This is a genomic window from Nocardioides sp. (assembly GCF_030019515.1).
Classification (GTDB): Bacteria; Actinomycetota; Actinomycetes; order Propionibacteriales; family Nocardioidaceae; genus Nocardioides.
Window position 1 is genome coordinate 38,109 of the sequence record NZ_JASEEQ010000007.1, and the last position, 21,634, is coordinate 59,742.

Here is a 21,634-nt window from a genome sequence, read left to right on the forward strand (position 1 = left end):
GTCACAGGCCCTTCAGGATTGAGGCAGCAGCAAGTGCGGAATCGGCGGTGTCGCGCAACATCCATCCAGGCTTGGTCGGATCGGGTGTGTCCTTCGGGCCAACAATGTAAGTGGGCAGGCCAAGTCTGACCCGGTCCTGGACTGCCATGTCGACCTCCGGAGCTGAAAGAAGCGCTACAACCGGCCCTGCGTAAGTGTGGATCAACGGCATCATCGAGTGCGGATCATCGTGGATGATCGGCGATTGGGCGACGGCGCGCTGAAGTTTCGCGGTCGTCTTCTCGGAGGCACCCCAGAAGACGTGCACCTGCCGCTGGGCGAACCGAAGGAGCAGCGGACTGATGTCCTCACCCTCGTCGTACCAGGCAAACAGGAACGCGTTCCCTGACCGCCAGGATTGCATCGGGTCGGCGTCCGCATGCGGGGCAGGCAGTGAAGGGCAGGGCTCGAGGGGGTGGCTGCCTGGCGATGTCTCCGGCGCGCGACGACACGCTGGGCAGCCCCGACAAGCGGGACTCGTGCCGAGTGACCCACCGTCGATCCTTACTCGGTAGTGGCGGGCGATGACTCGCCCGACGCATTGCTCTCCCTTGACCAGGGTGTGCAATGAGGCGAGGGCGGCGCCCTGGGCGGTCCGCACGTCGTCCCGGACACGACCGAGCGCCGCTCGCCACCCCTGCTCGCTCTGGTAGGTGCCGTTGACCAACTCGAATTCAATGAAATCGTCGATTTGTTCGAAGAACGCCGCACGCGCTTCTTCCTCGGCCTCAGACGTCAGATCCTCTTCCGCAACAAAGGTTGGCACTCTGAGTCGGATGATCTCGGCCTGTGCCATCAGGATGAGCGTCCGAACATTCCATTGCGCACTGCGACCGTAGCCCTCAACGAGGTAGGGCGGTAGCGTGCTCTTCCGCACTCGATAGCGAAGGGCGGTTAGCTTTGTCCCGGACTGGAGCAATCGCCGCCAACGCTGCCAACCCAACTCGTCCCCAATCATGGACACATCGTTGAGGCTGACGGCGATCCGACCGTCGTTGGGCCCAGTGCACAGGTACGCGACTGATGGTCGCCCGTCGCGGCCACCACGCCCGACTTCTTGGTAGTACCGGTCGATCGTCTCCGGCAGGCAGGCGTGCACCACCGTGCGAACGTTCGGCATATCCAGACCGAGTCCGAACGCCGAGGTGCCAACAACGACGTCCAGTGAGGTGGGCACCGTCTCGCCGTCGGTTTGATAGCCGCGCCAGCGCTCCATCACGGTACGACGGTCATCATCCTTCGACTTCCCGGTCACACACTCGACACGAGCCAACCCGGCGTCATGCAGGCGAGTGACCCAGTCCTCGGCGTCAGCGACGGTCGTGGTGTACAGGATCAACGGCCGTGGCAGGCAACTAACCGCCTCGAGGACATCGGCGACACGTGTCGCCTCGTCCAGATGGCTGTTGAGGAAGTACGCCGGCTCGGTGCGGATCTCCGATCCCCAGACCACGTCGACTGGGTCGTCGCCCATGGCGAACAGTCGGGTCAGCAGGTCGATCGGCCGCTGGGCCAGCGTCGCGCTCAGCATCAAGACCGACGGCTTCTTGCCCTCCGGCGCGCGTCCGTAGGCCTCCCGGATGAGCCCCGGCATCGTTTGGAACTCCGGTCGAAAGTCAGTGCCCCACTGGTCTACAAGGTGCGCCTCGTCAATCACGATCTGTTGCAGCATCCCAGCATCCGCACAGGCCAGCAGCGCGGGAGCGAGACCTGTGACAAGTGCTTCGGGCGAGGTGTACAACAGTCGCTGACTCCCCTCGCGCACGGCGTCACGCAACTGTTTCTTGACGTCAGGTGCAAGGCTGCCGACGTACGCGAACCTACCGAGCGGGCTCAGCTCCTCCCCCCGTAACTGGGCTTCTTCACTGGTACGACGCTCCATGTCGAGCGCTAGCACCACAGTCGGCACGACAACGATGGTGACCCCTCGGTCCGACAACAGCGCCTTGGACCAGGCCACTGCGGTCTTGCCCCGCCCGGTGGGCAGGGCAACGATAAGCGAGCCGCCGTCATTGAGGACCGCCGCGCGTGCGGCCTGGCGTTGTGGTTCGCCCCGGTAGTGGTCAAAGCGATGCGCCGACGTCCAGAATGGGTCGGCGACAACGAGATCCGCGTACACCGGGTTCGCGTCGAGATAGGTCGCGCGGACTTGCTCGAGAGCGAGTTCCGCCGCTGGCCCCTTGTCCTCTTCCGATCCGTGAGGCGCCCAATCCAGAGCTCGCACCGTCCGGCGTTGGCCGACGATCTGGCCGACGGCGCAGTGCATCGTGTCCCAATCGGAACTGGTCGGCCAGGGCGTGACGGCAGGCACAGCCAGGGCTGGATCGCCCGCGTATGTCACCTTGGCGATGATCAGTACTTGCCGGATCAAGCCGGCCAGGTCGCGCCATCCCGCAGCCTCCGTCCCGAGGTGGGGCATCGCATCGAGCGTGCGCCTACACGCGTCGCTGACCACCGAGCCGGTCGGACGGGTGTACGGCTCCGGCCAATTGTTGAGCGCCTGCTGAAGAACAGACAAATCGTCTCTAGACATACTCTTTCCAAGACTGTGCGGATACGACGACACAACTGACGCTGCTCACCCGTAGCACCGGAGCCGACACGGCCGCCTCGATTGCCCGACTGATCGCGATCTCGATCGCGAGCGATGCCGGGTCCACGACCAAGCCGGCCGCGCGCGTTCGGGCCTGGCTCTGCGCGATCAACTTCTCGGTGTCCCGGCTGACCTTTTGACCCGCACGACGCGATGCTTCGACCACGTCGGTCACTTGTTCGACGTGGTGTCGTGCATACGCGAAGCAACTTTCGGCCACCGATGCAAGATTCCCCTCGCCACCCAACAAGTTGTGAAGCGCCGGAATCCGCTCCAGGTTGAGATTAACGTCGCCCCGTTCCTTGCTCAGCGGTTGGCTGAGGAAATCGACGAAAGCCGGATCGATCACCGGTGCTTGAGCGTTGAGTGGGATCCACACGCGCTGGTGTTGGGGCGGGAACGCCGTATCCGCGCGACGCCTCGCGACCGGCTCCGCATCGCCGAAGCCGGCCATCGCATTGACGATCGGATCTAAGGCCGCCTCCACAACGAAGTCGAAGCCGAAGACGACGAGGGGTTCGTGTGGCCAGCGCCGATTGAGGCGCCACATCGCGACCGCCTGCCCCCTGTCGTCTAGGTTGAGCAGCGTCTCGATTCCATCCACGAACGGGTTGCCTCGCCGGAAGAGTCGCCGATGGGCGCCGGTCAACTTCCATCGATCGAAGAATCCGGACCGCGGGTTCGTGACGTTCATCAGTCTGCCGAGCAGGCGCTCGCTCAGTAGTGGCTTGTCCTGATAGTCGCGGTTAAACGTAATGCTGCCGTCGCGGTTCGTGCGACTGACGAACCGGAATCCCTCGTGACCTTCGATTAGATTGCGGAAGGCGCGCTCGATCCCGGCGGCGTCCTCTTCGTAGTGCGCGATGGCTTTCGCCATCGACTCGCCGTCGACCTGCGAGCCGTAACTCGACTCGAGCGCATCAAGTTCGTTGATCCGCCTTTTCTCGCGCTTCAGGGCATCCCGGATCGACCCACTGCGCTCGACGAATTCCTCGACGCCGTCGGCCAGCAAGGCCATCCAGAGAGCATCGACGAGATCATCGACCGCTTCCTGGAGTGCAGAGAGCGAGCCGTCAAAGATCTCGAACCCCTTGACGAGCACCTTCAGCCACGAGGTGAGGATGCCTTCGGGATCGTCGTCGGCCATGACGAACTGCGTAGCCGACTGCTGGTGCCCATACCTGTCTAGTCGGCCGATACGCTGCTCCAACATGTTCGGGTTCCATGGCAGCCGGGCGTGGAAGGCCAGGTTAGCGTCCTGAAAGTTCCGGCCGACGTCTCCGGTTTCGTCCACAACCAGCACGCCGCCCGACTCCAGCCAGGCCGTTGTGGCTGCTTCGCGCTCCCCATCGTTCTGATCGCGTAGGTGAGAATAGACGTGCTTCACGACACCCTGGTCTACCGGGATCTGCGCGGCTAGATCCTCGGCCAGAGCGCCACGCCCGCAGAAGACGATCGCCCGCGTAGGCGCAGGACAACGCTTCGCGATAGCAGTCGCCAACACGCCCAGACCATCAGTGGCCTCATGTTCACGCATGGCGTCGAGCAGATCCGCCTCAAACTCGAGAACCGGGGCCGCGTCGAGGGCCTCACGCTCGATCGGCAGCAGCGCTTCAGGCGTCTCCCGGCCGTTGATCCTGTAGTCCAGGAGGTTGCAGAAATCGGACACTGGCCCGCCGACCCGGGAGAGAAGCACCGCCAAGGTTGGGCCGTACGGAGAGGGGTCCAGCCCGTGATCCAGAATCGCCTCCCCACATCGGCTAGCCCACTGAGCGATGACCGTCGCACCGGCCGTGGCCTCGAGGGATTCCAGGCGGGCAACCTTCGGTCGGGTACGGCCAGTGAACTCGAACGGCGTGAGTAGTCCTTCGTCGTCGAGGCTCTGCATCTCGACGACGTGTCGCCGATTGCGAATGACCCGATGGTGCAAACGGTAGGTCTCGGACACATGGGTTCGTACCGCAGCGACGGCGCGGCGGAGTTGCTCCATGTCAACGTCGTCGGGTTCGGTGCCCGGGGGGCCGTACACATCCAGAGCGTGCTGCATCGAGACTTGAACTGCTTCGTCGGCGGGAATCTGGCGTCGGATTTCGTCGAATTGGATCTCCAGCAAGCCCGGATTGTCTGCGTCCGGCTCCTCGTCCAGACCGAACACGGCGAGCGCGAGCGCGTGACGGGACTGTAGGAGTCGCTCGAACGACTCGAGGTCCTCCCACCGGAACATTTGCGGGTCGAGCAGATGGAGGAGGGCAAGATGCGTGGTCGCTCCTCGGGAAAATGGGGTGGCCGAGAGCATCAACACTCGTGGTGCACGGTGGGCCGCCTCGGCCAGTTCGCGGTAGGGCGAGGCCATCGGACTCGGCGTGCGGGCGAGCAAGTGTGCTTCGTCAACGACCAGCAGATCGACGTCCGCCAACTCCGCCCATCCGTCGACGTCACCATGACCGACTATCTGGACCGGATTCGATCCTTCTGTCGTGGGGAAGTCATCGAGGTGGAACTTCGTGCGCAATTCCGCTTCCCACTGGGCGATCAACGCGTCCGGGACGATGATGCCGATCCGGCGATGACCGGACCCATCGATGAGCAACTGCCGCATCACCATCCCGGCCTGGATGGTCTTACCCATCCCGACTTCGTCGGCGAGAAGGTACCGCTGAACCGGGTCATGGATGATCCGGAGGGCCGCGCTGATCTGGTGCGCATGGATCCGGACACCCGCCGACATGATTCCCGTCGCAGACCCCGTTGCCGCTCGCTCAGCGAGTAGCAGTCGGCGTACCGGTTCGCGGACGTCCCTATAGCGAGGAGTCTCGTTGGCCCCCGAGAGCAGAACCTGGAGCGGATCCAGAGGGGGCTTCTCCCAACGGACGCAGAGTTGACTCTCGTGGAGGTCGACGTCGCCGACATTCGGCACCCGGATGAAATAGACGTCTGGACCTCCGCCAACGACGCGTCCAGCGCGCCAGCGCCCCTTGCCGTCCTGGAAGAACACGCGGGTCTGTTCGCCGAGCGGGACCCGACGTGCGTCAGCGGTCGGGAGCCAGACCGACCCCACCTCGGGCTCGGCCGCGGACTCGAAGAAGTCGATTCGAACCCTGTCGCCGTCGACCATGCCAACGCGCCCGAGACCAGGCGCCGTCGCATAAGTAGCGACGTTGCCAACCTCCAACATGCCTCCCCCGGTTCCACAAGGTCGATATCTCGATCAACCCTATTGGGAAGGCAGGACACACGGTGCTCAATGGATCAAACCCAGGTGCGTCGCCGAAACTACATCGACCCCGCGCACACTCCCGACGGCTACGCCACCGCGATTCGCCGCCCCCCGCCCCGCGTGATGAGTAGGAAAGTGCCGACGCAGAGTTGGAGTTGAGGCACGTTTAGGCAACACCACTTCTTGCTGATGTCCGTGGTCGCGTCGGGGAACCGCCCGTCTTGGCCGTCGACCGTAAGTTCGGCCATCTCCGCGACAAAGGCGTCGAGCCACGCCCTGTCGCTCTTCGAGACTCGCCGAGGCAGAAGCGGCACCGCCTGATTCCAGAGGCTGGATAGCTTGTGGCTTCGTGAAGACTGCTGGTGCTGCGCAAGCATGCGTTTCATTGCCAGTTCGCAGATGTGGTGTGCCTCGAAGAGGATCGGGCGAGTCAGTCCCCACCCGCCGCCGTCGGCAGCGGCAGCGTCAACAAGCAGCACCAAGGCGTTCGCGTGCTGGTCGATGAGGTCGTCCCACCCTTTGATTCGGCCGGTCGACTTGCTGGCGCAATGGCCGCCGCCCTCGTGGTCGCTGCGGTCCTTGTGCCTGAAGCCAAGGTGGCTCGGGTCCGGATAGTTCGCCATGCCTGAACCCTCGCAGCCGCAAGGACAGCCATCGGAAAGGCGTGACAGCACCGAGAGCAGCAAACTTGATCGAGTTCCAGAAGCACATCACGACGAGAACGTTCAGCCAACCGAGCCCGGGACGCTCGGCGATGACCGCCGCAACGCTCATGGCGTAGAGGTACGCAGGCGTGGCGACGAGCGCAACGGGAACCGCCCACTTCAGGCCGCGACGTGTGCTCAGTCGGTCGAGGGCGCGGTTGGTCGGCATGTAGAAGCGCAGGTAGCCGCGGATCGCGGCGCTTAGGTTCCAAAGCAGGGCAAGCATCGGGGCCTCTCCTTTCAGTTCGTACGTCGACGGTGGCGCTGCTCAACCCGGGCCGCGCCGGGCCGTGCGCGGAGTGGTGGATAACCGAGACCAACCTTGGCTTGTGGACCTACGCGATCGAGGCGCCGCGTCCGAGCACCCTCCTGTGCTCGATCTCGGGGTCCCCACTCTTCGCGATGGCCCGTGCCCGGCGGATCGCTTGTTCGGCTCGACCGGCGTCGCGGCCTTGGGCATCAGTCGCGGGTTCGTCTCCAAGGACTGTTCGAGCGCTGATTCCGTAGCGGTCGCGGTAGGCGGCAATGGTCGCGACCTCACGCATCCACCGCTGCTCGGCGTCGGGGTCGGGTGTCCGGCCGAGCCCCCTGACCCAGGGCGCATCGATGTCGACCGCGGATTCGGCGAGCGCACGTGCCCGATCCTCGATGAGGTGGGCGCGCTCCCGGAGAGCGTCCGCCATGTCCTGCGACATCGGACCGGCGGCGGCCGGAATCAACCCGGCGACAAGATGCGGTTCGGCGCCGCGCTTGCCGCGGCGGATTCGCCCGGTCTCGTGGCTGATGCGACTCATGAGGACGGCGCCACTGTCGATGGCATCAGCGAAGCCTCGCCGCCCGACGACCGATGGCAGGACGAGGTCGAGGTGGTAGTGGTTCGCCTCGGCTCGACGAAGCTCGGCCGTCAGCGGCCCGAAGGACTCCGACTGGACGATGTCGTCAACCTGCTCGCGTGTGAGTCCCGATCGATCGAGCAACTCGACCCAACGGTCCCGTTGAGCGGCAGCCGCGATCGTTTCGTACTCGGCGGCCAACTGGGCGATCGAGCCCCAGGCATCCTGCTCTGCACGGATCGTCTGATGAGCGGACAACTCAACACCCGTGTGTTGGAGGACGCCGCAGAGAACCGTTCGGGAGGTCACATCGTCCGGCTCCGGAGCAGCGTGGCTGTCGTCCGGTTGGTCGAGCGCGACGTACGCGGTGTTGCGCTCACGCCCGCGGGTCATCGACACGTAGAGGTTCTCTCGAGTGGTGGTGCCGGAGACAACGACATGGGAGGTGTCGACTGTGATGCCCTGGGCGCGATGGGCGGTGACGGCGTACCCGAGGTCGACGTGCTCGGCGACGTACGACGCAGGCAGAGTGACGGTGCCGTGTCCGGTTCCAGAGACCCTTCGCACCTCGGCGGAACCGTCCTTGCCGACCCGCAGGATCTGCCACCGGTCGCCGTTGCGCACCCAACCACCTCGCAGCGGCTTGAGCCGTCGGTCGTTGCGGCGGGTGATGATGAGGTCGCCTTCAGAGGCGTGGCTTCCGTCGACGAGCTGGACCTCGGTGCTGGCCCGAGTGTCGCCGTCGAGGATCCGCTCGGCCCGGGCCCGCTTGTTGAGCTCGAGGACGGCCCGCGCTGCCTCCGTGACCAGCACGCTGGATCGCCCGGAGTTGATGTCGGCACGCCAAGAGGCGTACGCGGCGTCCGTCATCTCATCGGTCGTTCCTTCCTTCAGACGGTCATGTTCGGCGTACACACCGATGACCTCGCTGCGTCCGAAGCGGAGATCGAGCGACGCGTCGCGCTCCCACTCGCTGACGAACCGATGCACCTCAGTCAGTTCGGCGACCTCCGGCCGTTCGCTGACGAGGAGTGAGAAGGCACCGCCGGCGTCGACCGACTGGAGTTGGGCCCAGTCGCCGACCAGCAGCACCTTGGCGCCAGCCTCAGCCGCGATTCGGCTGATCCGGTCAAGAGTCAGAGTGCCGGCGAGGGTCGCCTCGTCGATGATCACGAGTTGTCCCGAATGCATCGCGACCCGGCCGCGGTCAAACTCGTGGAGCCACTTGGCGGTGTTCTCGCATTCGATGCCGAGGTCCTCAGCCAGGACTTGGGCAGCCACGGCGCTTGGCGCGAGACCGACCACGCTGTCGCGCCCGTGCTCGGCGCGCCAGGCCCGTTGCAGAGCGTGCATGGCGGTGGTCTTCCCCGCACCGGCCGGGCCGACGAGCAGGTCGAGCTGGCGCCCAGAGGTGCTGACCTTCGCGAGAGCGTCGGCCTGGCTCTCGCTGAGACGGTGTTGACCGTCCTCCGTGGAAGCGGCTCGGACGACTCGATCGGCGCCGACAATGGGCGCATCTTTGAAGCGGCTCAGTTCGAGCAGCCTGTCCTCGGCGGCCAGTAGATCCGCCGATGAGTAGGTGGTCGAGTGGTGCGGCCGGAAGCGCGAGGTGCCGTCCGTGCGGCGGAACATGTCCGGGACCTGGGTGAGGTCGGGTGGGGTCAGCTTGACCGACCGGTCCTTGGCCTCGGCGACGATCAGCCCGACGACCTGCTCGCGGTCGTCGGCGCTTTGGAATCTCCATCCCATCGTTTGGCGTGAGGCCTCAGCCCAGAGGTTCCAGTGACGCCAGGTCGACCGCTTCTCGCTTACGGATCCGACGACGGCCACGGCGACCTGGCGGACTGCCTCCTGCGAGATGTCATCGGCGCGCAGTAGGCCTGCGGGTTGAGGACGGGCGCCCATCGGGCCTGTGATCCGGCGCGCCCATTCGGGGGCGCCCGTCCCAAGGATCTGACCCGCCCGTCCTCGCCACTCCTCCGTGAGATCCGCCAAGGATCGGATGGTCTTCTCGGGCCGCGTCGACAGGGTCGCCATGGCTCTGAACCGGATGATGGCCGCGGAGGACGGGCGCCCTCCGTGCTCGCGGACGTACGCCTCGACGAGGCGGTCGGTCTCCAATTCGATGCCGCGTGATCGGGAGGAGAACTCGTGGACCAGTTCGTCTGGCACGGGCGCCAGTTCCCAGGAGGACGACCGGTTGTCGCCGCGGGTTCGCTCTTCCCATTCGACTCCGAATGCGCGTGTCAGCCGGTCAGCCAGCACAGCGTTGTAGTGCTCCGACAGGGCGACGACGGACGCGTGGACGGGGCGCCCGTCCAGGCTGCGCCACCGCCCGTCCTCGGTCGTCCGGACCTTGTTGGAGACGACGACGTGAGTGTGGAGCTGCGGGTCGCCGAGACGTGAGTCCCAGTGGTCGAAGGCGGTCGCGATCACCCCGACCACGTCGGCTTGGGCGACGGCAGCGCTGCCCGCGCTGACGCCTCGACGGGTGGCGGCGACCTCGCGCTCGACAAGATCCATGACGTCTGCCACCGCGCGGTGATGAGCCTCGACGATCAAGGCTTGGGTGCCCTCATCTGCCACGCCCCAGAGAGCCGACACCGACTTCGGGACGCTGAACGTCAGGTCGTACCCGGCGACGGCCCGGCGGGCCGAGAGTCGAGCATTGGAGCCGTAGTCATCGGCCTTCGCGTCGTGCACTGGAAACGCGCGTCCGAGCGGCTCGCCAGTCACCGGATCGCTGCCCGTGCCCAGAAGCAACGCGAGCTGCTGCTCGCCCACGACATCGCCCTGGCGGATCTCCCCAATGCCGAGCGCGTGGAGTCCCGATCCGAGCCAGCGCCCGGGCGGCGTACCCGCCTCGGTGTAGTACCTCGTGAGCGGCGTTGAGAGCTGCCTGTTGCCGTCGCCGGCGGCCACGCTCCTGAGCAGGTACTGGTAGCCGGCGCCGGCTGACATCACGCGCATCGAGACAGTCACCGCGCCTCACCTCCTCGACCAGGAGGTGTCGGTTCAGGTCCACAACCCGCCGGCAGCGGGTGTCCATCCACAGTTGACGGCGGAGCCGGCCGGGCCTCGTTCTGCAAGAGGTGTAGGACGAAATCGAGGCTGGCTGGGAGTGAGGACGGGCGGGCCTCCACACCTACGGGGTGAACGGCAATGAGTCGACTCGGAAGGAGCTTCGGATGACGAACGGTTGCGCAGGGCCTATTTGTCGTGACTCAATAGGACAGATCGGCGTCCACGTCGGACCGCTGGCCGGACGCCGTCAGGACTTCCTCGGGGGAATCTCGGGGAGTTTCGCAGGGACTCGGCCATGACGAACTCACGAGGAGTACTTTCACTCGCGACCGCGGTGCTGCTGCTGGTCGCGGGGACGTCGTGTGCCAATGACGATGGCGATCCGACCGATCCGCGTTCCAATCCACCGGCGTCGAGCCCTTCCTCAAGCAGCCCGACGTCGACGTCTCCGTCAGAGTCCGCCACAGCGGCGGCAACCGCGACTGTGAACGACTACTACGCGATCCGGAACCAGCTGCGCCGTGACCCGACACAGCCGCTCTCGATGCTGAAGTCAGTCACGATCAGCACCGAGCTGATGACGCAGCAGACGCTCTTCAAGCGCGAACGCAAGCAGGGCCTTCACCAGACCGGCGAGACCAAGGTCGTCGAACTCCAGGTCCAGTCGGTCAACCTCGACAACTCCGATCCGCAGGCCGGCAAGGTCCCGACTGTTCAGATCGATGTGTGCTTTGACGTCAGCGGCGTCGACGTACTCGACGCAGACGGCAAGTCCGTCGTAACCCCAGACCGACCGGACACCGGATGGATCCGGTATTCGGTCGCGAACTATCAGTGGGACTCTGATCCCGATGGCGCGTGGCGCATTGCCTCAAGCCAGGACATCGAGCGAACGCCATGCGACGCCTGATCGCCGCTGCAGTCCTCCTCCCACTCGCTGTCGCGAGTTTCCTCGTCAGCGCCGGTGCACCGGCAGCGGCTGACACGGTCTGCCAGGTCACTGACCCGGAAACCGGCGTCTGCCTGATCTGGATCGAAGTCCCTGGGACCCCAGGTCAACCCGGCGAGCCGGACGACGACGGTCCGGAAGACACGGGACACGGACAGTCCTGCTACTGGGACGGGACGGCCCAGAACATTCACAAGCCACCGCCGGGGCCCGTCCCGTGTTCGAGCGAGTACGGCTATTGGTCCAACAACTACAACTGCTACATCCAACTGGTCGACCCCCAGCCGCCTGCCGGTGACCCGGCGTGGCAGGGACACGAACCGGGCGACGGCGCCGTGTACAGCTGCTACCAACCGCAGTCAGACTTGCTCATCTACGTCTGGTCTGCCGATCCACCGCCCAACTCAGGCGCCGGCCCCACGCCGCGGGAAGTCGCGACGCTTGCGATCGACCAAATGAACCTATCGGCGATCAACATCGGCATCGCCCCGAAGCCAGGGCCCGGAAGCATCGGGATCGTCGGCATGCCGGTCTGGATGTGGGCGGCCAACCCCGACAGCCACACGGTCGGGCCGATCAACGCCTCCGCGTCGGCTGGCAGCATCACCGTCACAGCTACTGCTCGTCTCCATCGCGTCACGTGGGACATGGGAGACGGAACCGATGTCACCTGCAATGGGCCGGGCACGCCGTACAAGGCGGAATACGGCGACCGTTCGTCACCAACGTGTGGCCACACCTATGAGAAGTCGAGCGCCGGCAAGCCCGGTGACAAGTACCCCGTCACGGCCACCTCGGACTGGGTGATCACCTGGGCCGGCGCTGGCCAGGGCGGAACGATCCGGCTGAACGGCCTGTCCCGTGCTGTCGAGATCTCCATCGGAGAAGCGCAGGTGCTCGTGAACTGAGCGAGCTACGCAGCAAATCAGCGAGGGAACAATGACCACATCGATCCGGGACGACAAGACGGTCCGCCGCGAGCCCAACTCGGCTGACGGCGGGATCGCACCTCCTCCGAAGCTTCGACGCAAGCCCGGGATGGTCGCCATCGCGATCGTCGCCATCTGCCTGGGTGCAGTGGTTGCGGGCTGGACCTGGTCTGCGACGACCAACAGCCAGGAAGTCCTCGTCGCCCGAACCGACATCGAACGAGGCGCCATCATCGAGGCGAGCGACCTGACCACGGTTCGACTGAGCTCCGACCCGGCACTTACCCCGGTGTCAGCCGACAAGTTCGAGTCCGTGATCGGCCAACGTGCGACCTTCGACATCGCGAGCGGATCAGCACTGACGCCCGATTCCTTCTCCACCGCCTCTCTGCCGCCGACGGGCCAGTCGGTCGTCGGTGTCGCGCTCACATCGGCCCAGGCGCCCGGGCTGGCGTTGCACTCTGGCGATCACGTCAGAGTCGTTGTGACACCGGCCCCGGACGGCGATGCTCCAGGCGGCACTCCGGAGTACAGCGACGCCGAGGTTGTCGCAATGCACGTCAACGAAGAGACGGGCGAGACGGTCGTCGACCTGCTGGTTCGACACGAGGACGCAGCGGTGCTGGCGGCTCGGATCGCCACAGGCCACGTTGCTCTGGTCCTGGATTCGCGAGACCGCTGATGGCCGTCATCGCTCTCACCTCCGCTTCCGGCTCCCCCGGTGTGACCACCACCGCGGTGGCGTTGGCGTTCCTCTGGCCTCGTCCGGTCGTCTTGGTCGAGGCCGATCCGACCGGCGGCTCGGCCATCCTGGCCGGCTACTTCCGCGGCACCCGTGAGTACGACGTCGGCATCGTCGAGCTCGCACTCTCGGCGTTGTCGCCGTCCGACGCGCTGAGGGAGGCCATCCAACGGATTCCCGACACGCACGTCAGTTTGCTCGCTGGCACTCGCTCTCGAACCCAAGCCGCCGCATTGCGTGATGTGTGGGCCCCGCTCGCCGAGACCCTCGGACAACTCGAGGAGAACGGGCAGGACGTCGTCGTCGATGTCGGTCGGCTCGGGATATCGGGATCCCCGGCGCAACTGTTGGACGCAGCGGACCTGACTCTGTTGGTGACTCGCACCAACCTCCCTGCGCTCTCGGCAGCGCGGACATGGGCGGACGCGATTGCCCGACCGCCGGGCGATCTGCGGCAGGCAGGCATCCTGCTGATCGGCGAGGGCAAGCCCTACGGCGCCGCCGAGGTGAGCTCGGTCGTCGGTCAGCCTGTGGTTGCCAGCATCGCTGACGACGCCGAGGGCGCTGCGGTCTTCCATCGCGGATCTCAGCAGCCGAAGCACTTCGACACCGCCCCGTACGTCAGGAGCATTCGGGCCAGCATCGAGGCGATACATGGAGTCATCCAGCGGCGCCGTACCGCACTCCTCGCGCAGGTGAACTCATGACTTCCGGCCGGTTCATGGACGACCCGCGGTCCCTGCCCCTTTTCGCTCAAACTGCGGCCGACTTCGAAGAGAACGCAGCCCCGCGGCACGTCGGTTCGGTGCTACGCATACCGCTCGCGCCACCTCAGCCGGCCGAAGGCGTCGACTGGCAACTGGTCGCCTCACTCCGCGCGAAGGCCTCAGATCAGCTCAGTCAGGCAGTGGCAGCCGACAGGGGCAGGCTCGACAGGACGGGCCAGCAGGAGCTCGGGCGTGCCATCGTCCTCGAGCTCATCGACACGGCGATGGTCGACCGGGTCAATGAGGGTTCTGGCTCGATGTCACCGGCCGATCAGTCGCAGTTGGCACACGCGGTCTTTGACTCTCTGTTTCGACTTGGTCGGCTTCAGCCCCTGGTCGACGACGACCGCATCGAGAACATCATCATCACCGGCCACGACCGTGTGCTGCTCGAACTCATTGACGGCTCGCTCCTCGAAGGTCCCCCGGTCGCGGACTCCGACGAAGACCTCATCGACTTCCTGGTCTTCCTTGCCTCGCGCAGCGAGGTGAACGCTCGCGCATTCTCCGAGGCACAGCCTCGGCTGCACCTGAGACTCGACGGCGGATCCCGCCTCGCCGCTGCGGCGTGGGTGACCCCACGCCCCTCCGTCGTGATCCGCCGCCACCGGCTCATGGAAGTCACGCTTGAAGACCTGGTCGACCTTCAGATGCTGACTCCCGTCGCCGCGTCCTTCCTGTCCGCCGCAGTCAAGGCGAGGCGGAGCATCGTCGTATCGGGATGCCAAGGGGCAGGTAAGACAACACTCGTCCGCGCGTTGTGCGCCGAGATCGACCCGCTGGAGGCGATCGGCACGTTCGAGACCGAGTACGAACTCCACCTCCACGAACTGCCGGACCGCCACCGGATCGTGCACCCCTGGGAAGCGCGCCCCGGGTCCGGCGAGCGCGGCGCCGACGGACGTCAGGCTGGCGAGTTCACCCTCGACGAGGCGCTGGTCGACTCCTTCCGCTTCAACCTCGCGCGCCAGATCGTCGGCGAGGTTCGGGGCAAGGAAATCTGGGCGATGATCAAGGCGATGGAGTCTGGCGCAGGCTCCATCTCCACGACTCACGCCTCGGACGCCGTCGCTGCGGTCCGAAAGCTCGTGACCTGCGCGATGGAAGCCGGGCCGCACGTCACCCAGGCTCTCGCCACCAGCAAGCTCGCAGCGACAGTCGACCTGATCGTGCACCTCGACCTTCGGACGACGACCGGGGCCGGCGGTACGACGCGTCAGCGGCTCGTAGCCGAGATCATCGCGCTCGACCCGGGCGAGAAGGAGACCGGCTACGCGACAACTCACGTGTTCTCGCCAGACGCCAGCGGAGTCGCGATGCCGGACGTCCTGCCGGAGGCCTACCGGCGGCTCACCTCGCACGGCTTCGACCTCTCCGGCTACCTGCTCCAGCAGGGGCGCCCGACATGACCGTCCTCGTCCCAGCTCTCGCCGGCGCCCTCATCGTCGGTGGGCTGATCGCGCTCGTCGTCGGTCTCACCCCCTCTGAAACCGTGGAACGACCACCACGCAAGCGCCGCTTGAAGCCCATCCCCCGTCAGACCCAGCGACTCCTGGCCGCGGGGATCCTCTGCGGGCTGGGCGCCGTCATGGCGACGGGCTGGGCGATGGCGCTTGTACTCGTTCCGACCGCGTTCGTCGGCCTTCCCGCGCTCTTGTCGTCGGGTCCGGCGCAGTCCCGGATCGGACGGCTGGAAGCCATGGAGGAATGGACGCGCTCGCTCTCCGGTGTCCTCACGGTTGGTGTCGGTCTGGAGCAGGCACTGGTGGCGACCATGCGATCCACACCAACCGCGATCGCGCCCGAGGTAAGCCGACTGGTCGCTCGGCTGCGGGCACGCTGGCCCACCGAGCAAGCACTTCGCGCATTCGCCGACGAACTCGACGACTCCACCGGAGACCTCGTCGCCGCCAACCTGATCCTCGGCGCCCGTCGCCGCGGAGCCGGTCTCGCCAGCGTGCTCGACGGTCTCGCCGAGTCTGTCGCTGCAGATGTCCGTGCCCGGCGGCAGATCGAAGCGGATCGTGCAAAGCCTCGCGCCACGGCGCGTTGGGTGACGATCATCAGCACGAGCGTGCTCGTCGTACTCGCAGTCTCCGGAACGTACGTCGAGCCTTACCGGAGTCCGCTGGGCCAGGTGATCCTCGTCGGGCTGCTCGCTGCCTACGCCGCAACCCTCATCTGGATGAAACGGATGGCCATCGGTCGCGATCTACCGAGGTTCCTTGGGTCCAGGGCCATGCCGGCAGGTGACCCGACATGACCGCCGGTCTCATGACGGCCCTGGCCAGTGGCGCGCTCATCGCGTTCGGCCTGGCGCTGATCGTCATCCGCATCATGCCGACCGAGCCAGACCTCGCGGATGCTCTCAGCCGGCTCGCGCCCGGTAACCCGCGGCGGGTCGGGACCCCAGCGCTCGCGCCGCACGGCAAGGAGCGGCTCGGGCTATGGGCGATCAAGTCCCTTCCCACTGGGCTCTGGGTACGCACCCCGACACGTGAGCTTGCCGTTCTTCGCATCTCGGTGGCGCAGTTCTACGGCGACAAGATCGTCTTTGCGTTCCTCGGTCTGCTGATTCCGCCGCTGCTGTCCCTGTTCTTCAACCTTCTCGGACTGGGGCTCCCGATCACCCTGTCTGGCGCGGCCTCGGTCGGCCTCGCCGCAGTCATGTTCTTCCTGCCCAACTACAACGTGATCGACGAAGCGACAAAGGCTCGGCTCGAGTTCGCGCGTGCGCTTGGTGCGTACATCGATCTGGTAGCTCTTGAGCGCAACAACGGGTCTGGCGTCCGACAGTCAATGGAATCGGCCGCCTTGGTTGGCGACTCGTGGGTCTTCACACGGCTCTCCGAGGAGCTCACCCGGTCCCGGTGGTCGGGCCAGCCGCCGTGGGATGCGCTCCGCACGCTCGCCGATGAGCTCGGGCTGCCCGAACTCGAAGACTTCGCCGACATCATGCGGCTTTCGGGCGAGGAAGGTGCCAGCGTCTACGCGCACCTCCGTGCCCGATCCGCCGCGATGCGCACGGCGATGCTCAACGACGAAGTCGCCGAGGCCAACGCCGTTGGCGAGCGCATGACGATCCCGGGATCTCTGCTCGGAGTCGTATTCATGGCGCTCCTCGTCGCGCCGTCCCTGCTCCGGATGTTCAGCAACACCTAATGACCAGCCCGACGGGAAAGGACCGCGGACAGGAAGGAATCGAGATGAATCGACTGATCGGACTCCTGATCGGAGTCGTCCTCAGCGCCGACGCACGGATGCGTGCGCGGACCGAGCGCGGCTCCGTCACTACGGAACACGTCCTCTGGGCCGTGGCCGTGATTGCCATCGTCGGCGTCGTAGTGGCTGCGGTGAAGGCCTATGTCACGGCGCAGGCCGGCAACATCAAGTAGGCGCAGGGACGAGCGCGGGTCGGTGTCGATCCAGCTCGTAATCCTGCTGCCTGCGCTATTCGCGGTCATGTTCCTGGGGATGCAGGCCGCGCTGTTCTACCACGCCCGCAGCGTGGCGATCGCCGCAGCGCAGGAGGGTGCTCGCGCCGCCAGCGCTGAGTCTGGAACGCGGTCTGATGGCGTCGCTGCCGCAGGCGCGTTCGTCTCCGATGCCGGCGGCGAGGACGTCTTGTCGGGCGTCAGCGTGAACGCTGATCGGACGGCCACGACAGTCACCGTGACTGTGACAGGACGCAGTCTGAGTGTCATCCCGGGCTGGACGCTGCGAATCGAGCAGTCGGCTTCGCTGCCCACTGAGAGGATCACGGCGCCGTGAACCGGCGTGACGAGCGAGGGTCTGCCGCCGTCGAGGCGGTGATCGGCGTGCCTGCCTTCGCTCTCTTCGTCGGGCTGATCATCTTCGGCGGGCGCACTGCCATGACTCACGGAGCTGTCGAGTCCGCCGCGGCCGACGGCGCGCGCACTGCCTCGATCGCACGAACGAGTCATGAGGCCCGCTCGGGCGCCGACGAAGCGGCGCGGGCGAGCCTGGCGAACCAAGGCATCGACTGCATCACCGTCGAGGTCTCCATCGACTCGTCTGACTTCGCGGGGCCCGTCGGCTCCCCCGGGTCCGTCGAGGTCACCGTCTCTTGTCGCCTCAACCTCGGAGATTTGGCCGTCCCCGGGGTCCCCGGATCGCGGACCGTGACGGCCACGGTCACCTCGCCGCTTGACTCGTATCGGGAGCGGTCGTGACCCGCCGCACGCGTGACGAGCGCGGGTCCATCAGCGTCTGGCTGGCCACCGCGAGTTTCGTGATGATCATGCTCGTCGGCCTTGCCGTCGACCTCGGCGGTCAGGTGCATGCTCAGCAGCGAGCCCACGACATCGCCGCGCAAGCGGCTCGGGCAGGCGGCCAGCGCATCGAGGCAGCCGCCGCGATTGAGGGCCGCTCGGTCGACGTCGATCTGGCCGCCGCCCGGAGTGCCGCCAAGGAGTACCTCGCGGCTGCTCACGTCGAGGGAACCGTCGTGATCACTGGCGGCGACACCGTCACGGTGACAGTGACCGACCACTACGACCCTCAGTTCCTCGGGGCCATCGGCATTTCGGACCTGACCGTCACCGGCGAGGCATCCGCTCGGGTTGTACGAACCATTGGAGGCACGGAGCAATGACGACACTCGGCCAACGGATCCGCGGGTTATTCGCCTGCCTTGCCCTGCTCGGGCTGGTCGCGGCGTTCCCGGCCGTCCTCATCGCCATCGGCTTCGCCCCGTGGGACGCGGACTTCGCCGAACTCCGGCGAATGCTCACCCGACCAGATGACGGGAGCCTCGCGTTCGCGGCCTTCGCAGCCGTTGGCTGGGGCGCGTGGGTCGTCGTGACTGCATCGGTGCTTCTGGCAGCCGTCTCGGAGGTCCGCCGAGCGCCGGCGCCCGCGCTGCCCGGACTCGCGATGCCCCAGCATTTCGCAGCACAGTTGGTGGGCGCCGCCGCCCTGCTCTTCGCGGCCGCCCCGACCATGGTCGCCGCTCTGCCGATTCCGCCTGCGCACTCCGTCGCCACGGTTGCGCCTGAATCGCCGACATCGATGGGCGCCGTGGCGGTCGCGCCCGTGTCAGCGCCGCGCGCATCTGACGAAACCAAGATGACCGCGGAGAAGCCACATACGGGCAAGTACACCGTCGCCCGAGGCGACAGTTTGTGGCGGATCGCCGAGCGTGTGCTCGGGGACGGCGCTCGCTTCACCGAACTCGTCGATCTCAACGCCGACGTACTGGACGGGCACCCGGACTTCATCACGCCGGGAACCGTTCTTCGCGTGCCGATCGTCGAGTCGAGTAGATCCGAGACCGTCGTGGTTGAGCCGGGCGACACGTTGTCGGAGATCGCCGAGCAGGAACTCGGAGACGGCACTCGGTATCGGGAGATCTTCGAGGCATCGCGCGCTACCGAGCAGCCCGACGGCGCCCACTTGAAGGATCCCGATCTGATTCGCCCGGGCTGGGAGATGACGATTCCGCATGGGGCCGAGCCGGCTCAGCCTCACGTCGACGATGCCACGGACGCGACCCCTCCAACCACAGAGCCGCCTCTTGCTGAGGAACCCGAGGTCGAAGTCGCGACCCCTCAGGCTCAGCCGACACAGCCCGCGGCCGAGCATGCCCAGCCCGGCGCCGATGCGGACGAACCGGCGGCCGACGGCGCGCCCGCCTGGCTGCTGCCGGGTGTGGCTGGCGGGCTCCTCGCAGGTGCCGTTCTTATGGCCGTGCGCGCACATCGCCGCACTCAACTCCGTTACCGCCGACCGGGTCAGAGGCTTGCCCCAAGTCCTCCCGAGCTGATCAAGATCGAGAAGACGGCGACAGCACACGGCGACCGATCGGCATACGACATCGAACGGCTCGACGCCGCGCTCAACCACATCGCCGCTCGGTCGCGCGACGTGGACATGCCACTCCCAGCCCTGACGTCCGTTTCGCTATCTCGTGGGGTCGCAACGTTCCAATTCGCAGAAAGCGTGGAACTCGCCGCGCCGTGGAAGGGCGAGGCACAGCACTGGCAGGTCGAACTCGGCACAGTCGAAGTCGACGACGACGTGCTGTCGCCGTACCCCATGCTCGTCAGCGTCGGTCGCGACCACAGCGGAGCGCTGTGGTTGGTGAACCTCGAGCCGCTGGGCTCCATCGCTCTCACCGGCGACGACGAACACGCTCTGGCGTTCGCCCGGCACGCGGCCGCCGAACTGGCCCTGAACCCGTGGTCGGTACTCGTGCAGACCGACACCTTCGGCATCGGCGAAGAGTTGGGCGACCTCGACACCCTGCGGCTGCGCACTCACGATGCCGACGACGCTGCCGTCGACTCGGTGACGGCCGAGATTCAGACTGCGAGCCGACGGGAGGGCGACGAGCCCGATCCGTGGCAGGTGGTCATCGCCGCCAACGTCGACCTGGCCTCTGTCATTGACGCCGCTCGCGCGCAGTCGGTCGGGCGATTCGGGGTTGCGGTCGTCACCGTGGCCGCGGCTGAACCGGAGGGTGCGGCTGTCTTCGAATTCACCCCTGCGGGACGCCTCACGACGCCGACCATCGGGATCGATGTTGCCGCTGCTGGGCTGACGGCCGAGGAAGCCACGCTCTGCGCCGCCATCGTCGACGTCACGCGAGTGACGCCGACCACCGACATCCTGAACTTCGCGCAAGCCGCCGACGGCTGGCGGTCGGTCGCCGATCAGGCCGGAGCACTGCGCACCCAGTTCACGCGGCCGCGTCTGGTCGGCGCAGCCGACTCCTCGTCACTGCTGCCGGAGCAAAACGATGTCTACGTGGACGTAGCGGCGGCGACGGAGGAGGACATCAACGAGCTTGCGCCCAGCGCTATCGAGGAAGTCGCTGAGGCTCTCGCTCACCTCGACCCAACGCTGGACAAAGACGTCGCGGCATGGCTTGACGAGGACTCACGCCTGCCCCGGCTTGCCCTCCTCGGCCCGGTTCGGGTCACGGCCCACGGCAAGCTGGTCGAGCAGATCGTTAAGCGTCGTCCGTACTACTCCGAACTGCTTGCCTTCGTGGCTCTCCACCCCGAGGGGGTGATGTCGCGAACGATCGCCGAGGCATTCCACATCGGCCAACCTCGCGCCCGAACGGACGTCGGCCACCTGCGCGAGTGGCTCGGGAAGGATCCACGTACCGGCGAGTGGCACATCCCGAAGCAAGGCGACCACCCGGAGGCGGAATGGCACGGGTATCAGGTCGACGACCTGCTCGTCGACGTCGACCTCTTTCGGCGCCTTCGTGCGCGGGGACAAGCCCGCGGCGCAGACGGGATCGCTGATCTCGTCCAGGCGCTGCACCTCGTCAGCGGCAAGCCGTTCGATCAGTTGCGCGACCAGGGCTGGAGCTGGCTGCTCGACGGGGATCGCCTCCAGGACCTGATCCCCTGCGCCGTCGTCGACACAGCCCACATTGTTGTTCTCGACGCCCTCCAGCGCGGTGACCTCAGCCTCGCCCGAGAGTCAGCGGAAATCGCGTGCACAGCCGCGCCGTACGACGAAGTCAGCCGGCTGGATCTCGCCAAGGTGCTCGAAGCCCAGGGTCATGTTGGTGCGTCCGAAGAGACGCTGCGCAAGGACGTCTTCGATCGGCGCGACGACTACGAACCTCCTGTCGATCTACCCACGCGCACCAAGGAGATCGTGAAGAACAACGGCTGGGGACAGCGCCGGGCGCCGTCGGCGCCGAGATCGCCGAAACGCCCCGCTTCATAGGCAGGCACCTCCACCGTCGTGCTTGGCCCGTTTGACGCCAGCGAAGAGTGGCTCGAAACCCGCCGGTTCCGTCGGGGCCGACACCTACAATCGGGCAAGCCGGAGTTCCTGCTCCGCAAGGGAGGAA

The 21,634-nt window shown here is 66.3% G+C and carries 16 protein-coding genes; 12 read left to right on the forward strand and 4 right to left on the reverse strand.

Annotated elements, in window-relative coordinates; all coding sequences use genetic code 11:
• Position 1: 1 nt before the first annotated feature.
• The 4 genes from dpdF to mobF form a co-directional block, all read right to left on the reverse strand.
• Positions 2-2,572 carry a protein DpdF gene (dpdF, locus tag QMC84_RS11400; protein WP_300374914.1) on the reverse strand — a complete coding sequence of 857 codons (2,571 nt, stop codon included), beginning with the start codon at positions 2,570-2,572 and terminating at the stop codon, positions 2-4.
• Positions 2,565-5,807, reverse strand: a complete 3,243-nt coding sequence (gene dpdE / locus QMC84_RS11405; protein ID WP_300374915.1) for a protein DpdE — start codon at positions 5,805-5,807, stop codon at positions 2,565-2,567. Before dpdE ends, dpdF begins: the two co-directional genes overlap by 8 nt.
• 128 nt (positions 5,808-5,935) lie before the next feature.
• Positions 5,936-6,472: a hypothetical protein gene (locus tag QMC84_RS11410; protein WP_300374916.1), complete on the reverse strand. Its 537-nt coding sequence runs from the start codon at positions 6,470-6,472 to the stop codon at positions 5,936-5,938.
• A gap of 416 nt (positions 6,473-6,888) precedes the next feature.
• On the reverse strand, positions 6,889-10,368 hold the full coding sequence (gene mobF / locus QMC84_RS11415; RefSeq protein WP_300374917.1) for a MobF family relaxase: 3,480 nt from the start codon (positions 10,366-10,368) through the stop codon (positions 6,889-6,891).
• Between the two features lie 337 nt (positions 10,369-10,705).
• Between mobF and QMC84_RS11420 the strand changes: the two genes are divergently transcribed.
• The 12 genes from QMC84_RS11420 to QMC84_RS11475 are packed head-to-tail and all read left to right on the forward strand — an operon-like array spanning position 10,706 to position 21,507.
• Positions 10,706-11,320 carry a hypothetical protein gene (locus QMC84_RS11420; protein ID WP_300374918.1) on the forward strand — a complete coding sequence of 205 codons (615 nt, stop codon included), beginning with the start codon at positions 10,706-10,708 and terminating at the stop codon, positions 11,318-11,320.
• The gene (locus QMC84_RS11425; RefSeq protein ID WP_300374919.1) at positions 11,308-12,267 is read left to right on the forward strand and encodes a hypothetical protein; all 960 of its coding nucleotides are present in this window, start codon (positions 11,308-11,310) and stop codon (positions 12,265-12,267) included. Before QMC84_RS11420 ends, QMC84_RS11425 begins: the two co-directional genes overlap by 13 nt.
• Before the next feature lie 31 nt (positions 12,268-12,298).
• Entirely contained in the window at positions 12,299-12,970 is a 672-nt protein-coding gene (locus QMC84_RS11430) for an SAF domain-containing protein (RefSeq protein ID WP_300374920.1), read from the forward strand.
• Positions 12,970-13,737, forward strand: coding sequence for a hypothetical protein (locus QMC84_RS11435; protein WP_300374921.1), 768 nt, complete (start codon positions 12,970-12,972; stop codon positions 13,735-13,737). The genes QMC84_RS11430 and QMC84_RS11435 overlap by 1 nt, the downstream gene beginning before the upstream one ends.
• Entirely contained in the window at positions 13,734-15,206 is a 1,473-nt protein-coding gene (locus QMC84_RS11440) for an ATPase, T2SS/T4P/T4SS family (protein ID WP_300374922.1), read from the forward strand. Before QMC84_RS11435 ends, QMC84_RS11440 begins: the two co-directional genes overlap by 4 nt.
• Entirely contained in the window at positions 15,203-16,060 is an 858-nt protein-coding gene (locus QMC84_RS11445) for a type II secretion system F family protein (RefSeq protein WP_300374923.1), read from the forward strand. Before QMC84_RS11440 ends, QMC84_RS11445 begins: the two co-directional genes overlap by 4 nt.
• On the forward strand, positions 16,057-16,959 hold the full coding sequence (locus tag QMC84_RS11450; protein ID WP_300374924.1) for a type II secretion system F family protein: 903 nt from the start codon (positions 16,057-16,059) through the stop codon (positions 16,957-16,959). Before QMC84_RS11445 ends, QMC84_RS11450 begins: the two co-directional genes overlap by 4 nt.
• A 44-nt stretch (positions 16,960-17,003) precedes the next feature.
• Positions 17,004-17,192, forward strand: coding sequence for a hypothetical protein (locus QMC84_RS11455; RefSeq protein ID WP_300374925.1), 189 nt, complete (start codon positions 17,004-17,006; stop codon positions 17,190-17,192).
• A 22-nt stretch (positions 17,193-17,214) separates the two neighbouring features.
• The gene (locus QMC84_RS11460) at positions 17,215-17,568 is read left to right on the forward strand and encodes a TadE/TadG family type IV pilus assembly protein (protein ID WP_300374926.1); all 354 of its coding nucleotides are present in this window, start codon (positions 17,215-17,217) and stop codon (positions 17,566-17,568) included.
• A 38-nt stretch (positions 17,569-17,606) separates the two neighbouring features.
• Entirely contained in the window at positions 17,607-17,990 is a 384-nt protein-coding gene (locus QMC84_RS11465; RefSeq protein ID WP_366145745.1) for a pilus assembly protein, read from the forward strand.
• Entirely contained in the window at positions 17,987-18,412 is a 426-nt protein-coding gene (locus QMC84_RS11470; protein WP_300374928.1) for a pilus assembly protein TadG-related protein, read from the forward strand. Before QMC84_RS11465 ends, QMC84_RS11470 begins: the two co-directional genes overlap by 4 nt.
• A complete protein-coding gene (locus tag QMC84_RS11475; RefSeq protein WP_300374929.1) occupies positions 18,409-21,507 on the forward strand; it encodes a LysM peptidoglycan-binding domain-containing protein in 3,099 nt (1,032 codons plus the stop codon). The genes QMC84_RS11470 and QMC84_RS11475 overlap by 4 nt, the downstream gene beginning before the upstream one ends.
• The last annotated feature ends 127 nt before the right edge of the window (positions 21,508-21,634 follow it).

Coding starts and splice junctions, on each gene's coding strand:
- QMC84_RS11455 (WP_300374925.1), top strand. CDS start 17,004: ATGAATCGACTGATCGGACTCCTGATCGGAGTCGTCCTCAGCGCCGAC.
- QMC84_RS11475 (WP_300374929.1), top strand. CDS start 18,409: ATGACGACACTCGGCCAACGGATCCGCGGGTTATTCGCCTGCCTTGCC.
- QMC84_RS11445 (WP_300374923.1), top strand. CDS start 15,203: ATGACCGTCCTCGTCCCAGCTCTCGCCGGCGCCCTCATCGTCGGTGGG.
- QMC84_RS11410 (WP_300374916.1), bottom strand. CDS start 6,472: ATGGCGAACTATCCGGACCCGAGCCACCTTGGCTTCAGGCACAAGGAC.
- QMC84_RS11440 (WP_300374922.1), top strand. CDS start 13,734: ATGACTTCCGGCCGGTTCATGGACGACCCGCGGTCCCTGCCCCTTTTC.
- dpdF (WP_300374914.1), bottom strand. CDS start 2,572: ATGTCTAGAGACGATTTGTCTGTTCTTCAGCAGGCGCTCAACAATTGG.
- dpdE (WP_300374915.1), bottom strand. CDS start 5,807: ATGTTGGAGGTTGGCAACGTCGCTACTTATGCGACGGCGCCTGGTCTC.
- QMC84_RS11420 (WP_300374918.1), top strand. CDS start 10,706: ATGACGAACTCACGAGGAGTACTTTCACTCGCGACCGCGGTGCTGCTG.
- QMC84_RS11430 (WP_300374920.1), top strand. CDS start 12,299: ATGACCACATCGATCCGGGACGACAAGACGGTCCGCCGCGAGCCCAAC.
- QMC84_RS11435 (WP_300374921.1), top strand. CDS start 12,970: ATGGCCGTCATCGCTCTCACCTCCGCTTCCGGCTCCCCCGGTGTGACC.
- QMC84_RS11425 (WP_300374919.1), top strand. CDS start 11,308: ATGCGACGCCTGATCGCCGCTGCAGTCCTCCTCCCACTCGCTGTCGCG.
- QMC84_RS11450 (WP_300374924.1), top strand. CDS start 16,057: ATGACCGCCGGTCTCATGACGGCCCTGGCCAGTGGCGCGCTCATCGCG.